The sequence below is a fragment of the uncultured Dialister sp. genome, from assembly GCF_937959425.1.
In the GTDB taxonomy this organism is placed as follows: Bacteria; Bacillota; Negativicutes; order Veillonellales; family Dialisteraceae; genus Dialister.
The window spans coordinates 1-9,050 of the sequence record NZ_CALGPS010000145.1 but is presented as its reverse complement, the minus strand read 5'-3'; the positions used below and the strand labels follow the sequence as shown (position 1 = coordinate 9,050).

Genomic DNA, 9,050 nt, shown 5'->3' with positions numbered 1-9,050 from the left:
AATTGGCTAAAAAAGCTGAGCTAAAAATGGTCAAAATTGCCGGGCTCTAACACGGTGAATTGGCCACTGGCGTGACCACCCCCTATCCCGCTTCGCGGGACTCCCCCCTATTCAGGGGGGAGAATATAACCCCTCTATGTCTACCTGCAGAGTCATGTGGCACAATGCTGCGCGTCCATAGTGCCCCCGCTTTAGCGGGGGAAAGGTGGTGCCGTAAGGCACCAAAAGGGGTGCATTTCCAACGGGCGTCAGCCCGGTTGTATGGTTTTCCTAGTACACTAGCACACCAGCTCACTACACCGGTTTTATCATATTAGCGCCCGATTATGTCAAAAGAGGGCGTCTCCTTCATTTACCATTTACAATTCACCATTTACCATTTCCTCAGGGCGCCCACCAAGGCAGATAGCCGACAGCTGACAGCCGATAGCCGGTACTAGTTCACCAGCCCACTAGCCACCAGCCACTAGATCTGCGCCGTCAGGCGCTCCCCGGACCCGATCCCGGTCCCGACCCCAGCGGCTCTGCGGCTGCCTTCATTCCTTCGCCTGGTGCACCACGATCTGGGGGAAGGGAATATCTATACCGTTTTTATCGAAGGCTTCTTTCACTTTAATGTAGAGTTCATTCTGGGCGTCAAAGTATTTCTGCCTGTCCACCTGGGCTCTGACGTAGATACGGATGGAAGATTCCGCCATGGCGCTGACGTAGATGGGGAGGTTTTCTTTATTGAGCACATAGCCGTCTTCTGTGAATATCTTTTTCAGAAGGGCGATGCAGGCCGGCAGGTCGGTGCTGTAGCCTACGTCGAAGGTGAATTCCAAGTTCCTTGTTTCAAAGGCGGAGAAGTTCTTAATGACGCTGTTAATGAGGGAAGAGTTAGGGATGACGATCATCTGGTTGCCCAGGGTAGAGATGAGAGTGTACATAATGCGAATGTCGGTGACGGTGCCCTGGTTTGTGCCTACCTGGATGTAGTCCCCTACCCTGAAGGGGCGGAAGATGAGGATGAAAATGCCGGAGGCCACGTTGCCGATATTGTCCTTGAGGCCCAGACCGATGGCCAGGCCTACGCCGCCGAAGGCTGCGGCCAGGGTGCCTGCCGCCACGCCGGCGGTGCCCAGGGCTACGATGGCCACGATGGCCAGGCAGAAGAAGAAAATGATTTCTGCAATGAATGTTTTCGCAGAGGGATCCACGTTGCTTCTTTCCAGGATATGTTCCACTGCCTTTCGGATGTATCGGCAGATGATATATCCCACAATGAAGAGGATAATGGCTTCGATGAGATCCAGGCCCTTGGTGAGGGCAAACATTTTCAAATCGCTCATGAATTTGGCGGTAATGCTGATTTCATCAGTCACTACCTTGGTTACTGCATTGGTTTCCAATGAAAAAATCCTTTCTGTGAAATGAAATGGCAGGAAATGATATTTCTTCTATTTTATCATATCGGGCAAAAGAAAAGCGGCCTCCTCATGGAATGCCGCTTTTGCTCTGTATCGTTTACGCCTTTTCAGCCGCCTGTTTTTCGCCGGCTGCAATAATGTTTTCAATCACCATGGTGGTGGTAACGCTTCCTACGCCGCCGGGAACGGGGGTAATGGCGCCGGCTGTTTCGGAGACAGGGCCATAGTCCACATCTCCCACTGTTTTACCGTTTACCCGGTTAATGCCTACGTCGATGACCACGGCTCCCGGTTTCACCATATCCGCCGTCACCGCCCCTGCGTGACCCAGGGCAGCCACCAGGATGTCCGCGCTCTTTGCGATTTCCTTCAGGTTCTTCGTATGTGAGTGGCAGATGGTGACGGTGGCGTTTTTCTTCAGGAGCATGAGGGAAACGGGTTTCCCGATGACATTGCTCCTTCCGATAATAACTGCCTTTTTTCCGTCGGGATCGATGCCGTAGTGGTCAAGGATGGCCATAACCGCCCTTGGCGTGCAGCCGAAGAGTCCTTCTTTCCCGGCGAAGAGCCTTCCTGCGTTGGTGTCGGTGAGGCCGTCCACATCCTTGTCCGGATTGATAAGGGCAATCATCTTTTCCGCGTTGATGCCCTTGGGGAGGGGCATCATCATGAGGATGCCCGTGATTTCCCGGTCATAACTCAAATCGGAAATGAGATTTCCCAGTTCTTCCTCTGTCACATCGTCGGATTCCCGGAAGATTTCCGCTTCCATGTCGTAGCTCTTGGCCACTTTCTGCATGAAGGAGGCGTACATGGCAGAGGGTTTGCTGCTCCCTGCCAGAACGATGGCCAGTTTCGGTTCATAGTGTTTTGCTCTCAGGGCCTCCAGCCTTCCTCGGAGCACCTTTTCCAGGGAGGCGGCCGTTTCTTTTCCGTCCAGTATGTCTGCCATATCAGAAGAGTCCTGTAATATGACCATCGTCGTCTACGTCGATCCGTTCAGCTGCCGGACGTTTCGGCAGGCCCGGCATGGTCATCACCTTGCCGGTGAGAACCACTACGAAACCGGCGCCGGCGGAAATCCTGACTTCCCGTACATGAAGGGTGAAGCCGGAGGGAGCACCCAGTTTGGTGGGATCATCGCTGAAGGATGCGGGGGTCTTGGCAATGCATACGGGCACGTCTTTGAAGCCCATTTCTTCAATATGCTTCAGTTCCTTTTCAGCGGCGCTGTCATATTGCACGCTTCCTGCGCCGTAGATTTCCTTGGCAATGGTTTCAATCTTTTCCTTCAGGGAAAGGTGGATATCATAGAGAGGCTTGTAGGAAGAGCCTTTGTCGATGGCTTCCAGTACCTTTCTTCCCAGGTCCAGGCCCCCTTTGCCGCCGTCTACGAAGACCGTGGACTCAGCCACCGGAACCCCTGCTTCGGCGCAGGCATCTTCGATGACCTTCTTTTCCTCTGCCGTGTCGCTGGGGAACATATTCAGAGCCACCACAATGGGGAGACCGAATTTCTTCAGGTTGGAAATATGACGGAGCAGGTTCGGCAGGCCCCTCTTCACTGCTTCCGGATCCGATTCGGTGAGTTCATTCTTTGCTTTGCCGCCGTTCATTTTCAGGGCACGGATAGTAGCCACCAGAACAGCCGCATCGGGCTTCAGGCCGGCGAAACGGCACTTAATGTCCAGGAACTTTTCCGCCCCCAGATCGGCGCCGAAACCGGCTTCTGTAACCACATAGTCAGCCAGGTGAAGGGCCGTGCGGGTAGCCAGCACGGAGTTGCAGCCGTGGGCAATATTGGCAAATGGACCGCCGTGAATAAAGGCAGGCACATGTTCCAGGGTCTGCACCAGGTTCGGCTTCAGCGCATCCTTCATCAGAGCCGCCATGGCCCCCTGGGCATGGATATCGCCGGCAGTGACAGGCTTGTTATCATAGGTATAGCCTACGATAATCCTTGCAAACCTTTCCTTCATATCCCGGATGGAATCAGCCAGGCAGAGGATAGCCATCACTTCAGAAGCTACGGTAATGTCAAATCCATCTTCCCTGGGAACACCGTTGGCATGGCCGCCGAGACCGACCACGATATGGCGGAGCACCCGGTCATTCATGTCTTCCACCCGTTTCCAAACCACCCGGCGGGGATCGATACCCAGCACATTCCCCTGCTGGATATGGTTGTCCACCATGGCAGCCAGAAGATTGTTGGCAGCAGTAATGGCATGAAGATCACCGGTGAAATGGAGATTGATATCCTCCATAGGCACTACCTGGGAATACCCGCCACCGGCAGCGCCGCCCTTCACCCCCATGCAGGGTCCCAGAGACGGCTCGCGGAGGCAGATCATGGCCTTCTTTCCCAGCTGCGCCAGCGCCTGGCCCAGACCTACGGTGGTAGTAGTCTTCCCTTCCCCCGCAGGAGTCGGGGAAATAGCGGTCACCAGAATCAACCGGCCCATGGGCTTACCTTCCAGCTCCTTCGTCAGCTTCAGAGAAATCTTGGCCTTGTAAGGACCGTAGTTCTCCAAATCCTCAGCCGGAATCCCGATGGAAGCACCGATTTCCGTAATCGGTTTCATTTCTGCTTTCTGTGCAATCTCAATGTCGCTTAACATCTTTTCCACTCCTTCATGCCCAACCAAACTTCTGAATTTGCCTTATAGAAATACTGACCGCATGGCAATCAGCTCTATTCATTATAACACAATGGGGACGGGGGAAGAGTGGGAAGGTTCTTAAGTTTGATGGGCCCTCCGGGCCCAAGGGTTCTTAGGTTTGACGCAGCCTATCGGCTGCGAGGGTTGTGGTGGCGCCCTATGGGCGCAATATAAAATCTGCGTTACGGGGCCTCCCTCTTGTGTCACCAGTGCTGCAGGACGGAGAGTCAAAACCTTCTTCTGGAAGACGACAGTCCTGCAGAGGACTGTCGAGTCGGGCTAATATTCGAGTATAGCCTGCCCCACAGGGGAAACGACTCACTGGATTCTCAGGTCGCTCATGCTCCCCTACAGCACGGCTATCACCGACTCACAATAATTTGTGCGTCGCTTTGCTCCTGCAAATTATGTTCGCTGGTGTGACTCCAGTTCGCTGTGCACACACAAAGCGAACACCTTAATGCCCGGCCGTTGGTGTCGCCGCAGGCGACGGAGGATAGCAGGCCTTTCGCAGAAAGGCCGAGGCCCCATCGGGGCCTGATGTGACACATTCGTGAAAATCCGCCTATCGGCGATGCCTTTGCACAGCAAAGTGTTCCTCAGCCCTATCGGGCAGCTCCTTCCAGAGGAAGGAGCCTGCGTTACGGAATTTCCTTTCTGCTGCATAAATCGTGCTAAACATTCTACTGAATTGGCCACCTCCGGTGGCCACCCCCTATCCGGCTGCGCCGGACTCCCTCCACGGGAAAGCGTCTCACTTGGTTCTCAGGTCGCGTTGCTCCCCTACGAACCAAGTTCGCTTGCCACCCTATTCAGGGGGGAGAATAGGTTTCTCTATACTTCCCATAGAGTCATGTGGCACAATGCTGCGCGTCCATAGTGCCCCCTGAACAGGGGGAAAGGTGGTGGCGCAGCCACCAAAGGGGGTGCCGCATTTCCATCGCCCGCCAGGGCGGTTTTATGGTTTTATCATAATGGCGCCCCACATATTTCCCAAAAGGCGCCCACCATGGTCTTTGCCCCCTGAGCTACAGCGACGCAACCCTTGGCACCGAGGGCCGTCAGGCCCGATGGATGCCATACGCCCCTCTGCGGCCAAAGGCCGCAGGCCCCTTCGGGAATACCGACCAGCCCACGAGCCACTAATTTATCCCGATCCCGATCCTGATCCCGATCCCAGCCGCTCCGCCCCCCTCTGAACTCTTACGCCCTTCCGGGCATGTAAAAAAGCAGCGCCTCCTGAAGAGAAGCGCTGCTTTTTATTTCAATCATGGTGAGAAAAATGCACTTTTACATTATCTCCCCTTTTCACTCTGGCTCCGATGCCCGGATCCTGTTTATCTGCGTACCCGCTGCCATCGGGCTGGAATCCCAGGCATGCTCTGGTAAGCCATTCGCCTACATCTCTCATGGACCAGCCGGTGAAGCTGGGGAGGCGGAATTCTTTTTCATTGTCTCCCGGCAGTTTGGGCTTGTAGAGCTCGATGGGCCGGTCTTTGGGCTTGGCGTGGATGGTCTGGTCGTCAATGGTGGGCACTTTGAGGTAGCGCATGATCTGGGTCATGGCTTCCTTGAATACCGGCGCTGCCACCTGGCCGCCGTAGTAGGTGCCCTTTGGCGTATCCAGCACTACCAGACAGATGGCCTTGGCATCTTCTGTTGGGCCGAAGCCACAGAAGGAGGCAATGTACTGGCCTTTCAGGTAGCCGCCGTTCACCGGGTCCAGTTTCTGGGCAGTACCGGTTTTGCCGGCCATATGGTAGCCCGGCACTTTGGCGTTGGCACCGCCGCCTTCGGAAACTTCTTTTTCCATCATATCTTTCACGTCATCCGCTACTTTCTTGGAAATAGGATCTCCGCTGTATTCCACCGGCGTCACTTTGTAATCGCTGCCGTCGGCATTTTTGATAGCTTCGATAATATGGGGCTTCACCATTTTCCCGCCGTTGGCAATGGCGCTGTAGGCCTGCACCATCTGGAGAGGGGTGACGGCAATGCCCTGGCCGATGGACATGGTGGCCACGTCGATGGGGCGCATGTCCTTCGGTTCAAAAAGGATGCCGCTGCCTTCACCGGGAAGTTCGATGCCCGTAGGTTTTCCGAAGCCGAATTTCTTGGCGTACTCAGTCAGTGTATCTCCGCCGGTAAGGAGACCGATGTGGGCGAAACCGGTATTGATGGAGAATTTCAGGATATCCACCAGCCGCACGTCACCGTAGGATTCATCGTTCCAGTTCCGGATGGCATGGCCGGAGGCCCATACGGCACCGGGGTCGTGCCACACCCGCTGGGTGTCGTAGGTGCCGGCTGACAGAGCTGCAGAGGCAATAATGGGCTTGAAGGTGGAGCCCGGTTCGTAAATATCCACCACCGCCCGGTTCTTGAACTGTGCCTCCGCCGCTTTGTCGTAATGGTTGGGGTCATAGGACGGCCTGTTTCCCAAAGCCAGGATAGCCCCGGTCTTGGGATCCATGACGATGATAATGCCGCCGGAAGCATGGGTGGAAGCCATAGCCCGGTCCAGCGCTCTTTCCGCGTAGAACTGAATGTTCTGGTCAATGGTAAGGTATACTGATTTTTCCTTCTTTGCCTTGTAGGGCGCCATGGCCGATTTCAATATGGGATTTCCTCTGGCGTCGGTAAGTATGTGCTGCTTATTTGCCCCGCCGCGGATAAGGCTGTCCAGGGACATTTCCAGCCCGTCCAGACCCTTGTCGTCCAATCCTACGAAGCCAAGCACATTGGCGGCCATGGAGCCGTTGGGATAGAAGCGGCGGCTTTCATCGAAGAAGCCGAAGCCCTTCCAGCCCTTTTCCTTAATGAGGGCGATAACCTTATCCGAATCTTCGGGGTCCATAATCCGTTCCATCCATACGAAACGGGTGTCCTGGGACAGGTCCTTTTCCAAATCCGCTTCCTTCCGGTGAAGGAGCGGCGCCAGCTCCTTTGCCGCTTCTGCGGGGCTCACATTCATGGTGCCAGGGTCCGCGTAGAAAGATTTCACCATAATGGAAAAAGCCAGTTCCCTGCCGTTCCTGTCATAAATGGTGCCTCTGGGAGAATAGAGGGTCTGCACCCCTTCCGTCTGGTTCATAGCCATTTCCTCATAGTAATGGCCCCGCACAATCTGCACCCACATGAGACGAAGGAGCAAAAGACCTCCTATGAGGCAGATGAAAAAGGAAAGCTTGACGCTTCTCTTCCTCATCCTATTTCTGGGCAGTTCCTTCCTCATGGTCCCTTCTCCTCTTAAACCTTACTGCTGCGTCATAAAGGGCAGCAGGATTATTTTCCAGATTTCCGTTCTGCACGCGGAGGAGAAGATTTTTCATTCCTTCCCCCACCATGCTCCCCAGCACCTGGGGTACATTCTTATCATAATGGAGCTCACGGGTAGTCACCGGCACGGATAAAGCCAGATCCTCCATATACCGGCCGAAGGCGCTGTGGCCTTCAGTAGCGGAAAATGGCCGTCCGCAGCCGATAATGTCCGCATTTCCCAGATCCGTCATCTGATGGAAAGCCTCCGCCATATCCTTGGACGAGCGGAAAACGCCCTTCCTGGCCAGGCCCCTCACCCATTTCAGTCCGTTGGCTTCGCCGAAATTGGCGAAATAGTGAAATTTCATGTGATTTTCCACCAGCCAGACCACCCGGTCTGTGAAATCGGCGGGCATCTGCCAGCGGGTCAGGATTTCACGGGCCATCAAGGCCCCTTCCGTGTCATGACCGTAATCGGTGAGCTTTCCCTTCCGCACCGCCCGGATACCGGGCATTCCTTTTCCCACATCGTGGAGAAGAGCCGCCCAGCGGTTCAAAAGCAGGGGCGATGAAGCATCCACCACAGCCAGGGTATGGTACCAGCCGTCATACTTGTGGAATTCCTTCTGCTGAGGAAGTCCCACCAGATGGGAAAGCTCCGGCAGAATAGGAACGGGCCGGTAAACGCCGTTCTCCTTCACCCGGCAGCTCCTGTCGCAGAGCCCGGTGCGTACCATAAGATCCAGCCCCCGGGCTGCATGGGCCGTCACCAGAAGACGGTTCACCTCATCCCGCACCCGTTCCAGAGAAAGCCCTTCCACCCGGGGAAAGGCCCCTTCCATGCCCTCCACCAGACTTTTGTCCGCCATGAAATCAAGCTGCCCCAGAAAACGGCAGGCCCGGAAAAGCCGAAGGGCATCCTCTTTGAAACGGCTCTCCGCATCCCCTACGGTGCGGAGCTTCTTATTCTTCAAATCACGAAGACCATGGAAATAGTCATAAAGGCATCCGTCCGCATCCACCGCCATGGCATTCACCGTGAAATCCCGGCGGCTCACATCCTCCTTCAGCGTATCGGAAAAAGAAACCTCCGACGGCCTGTGGGAATCTTCGCCGTAAAACTCCCTGCGAAAAGTGGTGACCTCATAGGACTTTCCCTCCCGCACCACAATCACCGTACCAAAACGACGTCCTCCGCCGTCAATGGCCTTCCAGCCGGCAGATTTGGCAATGGAAACGATTTCATCAGGACGGGCAGACGTCGTTATATCCCAGTCATGGGGCACAAGACCCATGAGAAGATCCCGCACGCAGCCCCCCACCACATAGGCCTCTTTCCCCTCATCATTCAATTTTCGAAGGATACAGAGCGCCCCTTCATCGATTTTCCCTGCCCGCTCATCTTCCCTGTCACCGTCAAAAGAAGAATCCCGGAAATGGGAAATCACGCGGCCAATCAGATTCATAGAAATGCCTTCCCTGAGAAATGCTCCTGCCGGAATGCAGAAAGCCTTTAAATTCAATAGTTGTATACCCTATTATATACTTTTCACAAGAACGAGGAAAGGGGGCGACCGCTCCGCGGGCGCCGTAAGGTTCTTAAGATTGACCGGCCATTGGACACGCCTACGGCGTGAGGGTTCAAAAGGTTCAAAAGGTTCTTAGGTTTGACGCCCGCTTTGCGGGCGAGGGTTGTGGATAGCCGCCTACGGCGGCT

At 55.0% G+C, this 9,050-nt stretch carries 5 protein-coding genes; all 5 read right to left on the bottom strand.

The annotated features are described in order from the left end of the window. Positions 1-536: 536 nt before the first annotated feature. The 5 genes from Q0482_RS06170 to Q0482_RS06150 all read right to left on the bottom strand — a co-directional run bounded on the left by Q0482_RS06170 (position 537) and on the right by Q0482_RS06150 (position 8,799). Positions 537-1,391 carry a mechanosensitive ion channel domain-containing protein gene (locus Q0482_RS06170; RefSeq protein ID WP_299144737.1) on the bottom strand — a complete coding sequence of 285 codons (855 nt, stop codon included), beginning with the start codon at positions 1,389-1,391 and terminating at the stop codon, positions 537-539. A gap of 115 nt (positions 1,392-1,506) precedes the next feature. Further along, positions 1,507-2,361, bottom strand: a complete 855-nt coding sequence (locus Q0482_RS06165; protein ID WP_299144735.1) for a bifunctional 5,10-methylenetetrahydrofolate dehydrogenase/5,10-methenyltetrahydrofolate cyclohydrolase — start codon at positions 2,359-2,361, stop codon at positions 1,507-1,509. Between the two features lies 1 nt (position 2,362). After that, a complete protein-coding gene (locus Q0482_RS06160; RefSeq protein WP_299144733.1) occupies positions 2,363-4,030 on the bottom strand; it encodes a formate--tetrahydrofolate ligase in 1,668 nt (555 codons plus the stop codon). Between the two features lie 1,306 nt (positions 4,031-5,336). Continuing rightward, positions 5,337-7,307 carry a penicillin-binding protein gene (locus Q0482_RS06155; RefSeq protein WP_299144731.1) on the bottom strand — a complete coding sequence of 657 codons (1,971 nt, stop codon included), beginning with the start codon at positions 7,305-7,307 and terminating at the stop codon, positions 5,337-5,339. Continuing rightward, positions 7,282-8,799 (bottom strand): HD domain-containing protein, encoded by a 1,518-nt coding sequence (locus tag Q0482_RS06150; protein ID WP_299144729.1) that lies wholly within the window; start codon positions 8,797-8,799, stop codon positions 7,282-7,284. Before Q0482_RS06150 ends, Q0482_RS06155 begins: the two co-directional genes overlap by 26 nt. Positions 8,800-9,050 lie beyond the last annotated feature (251 nt).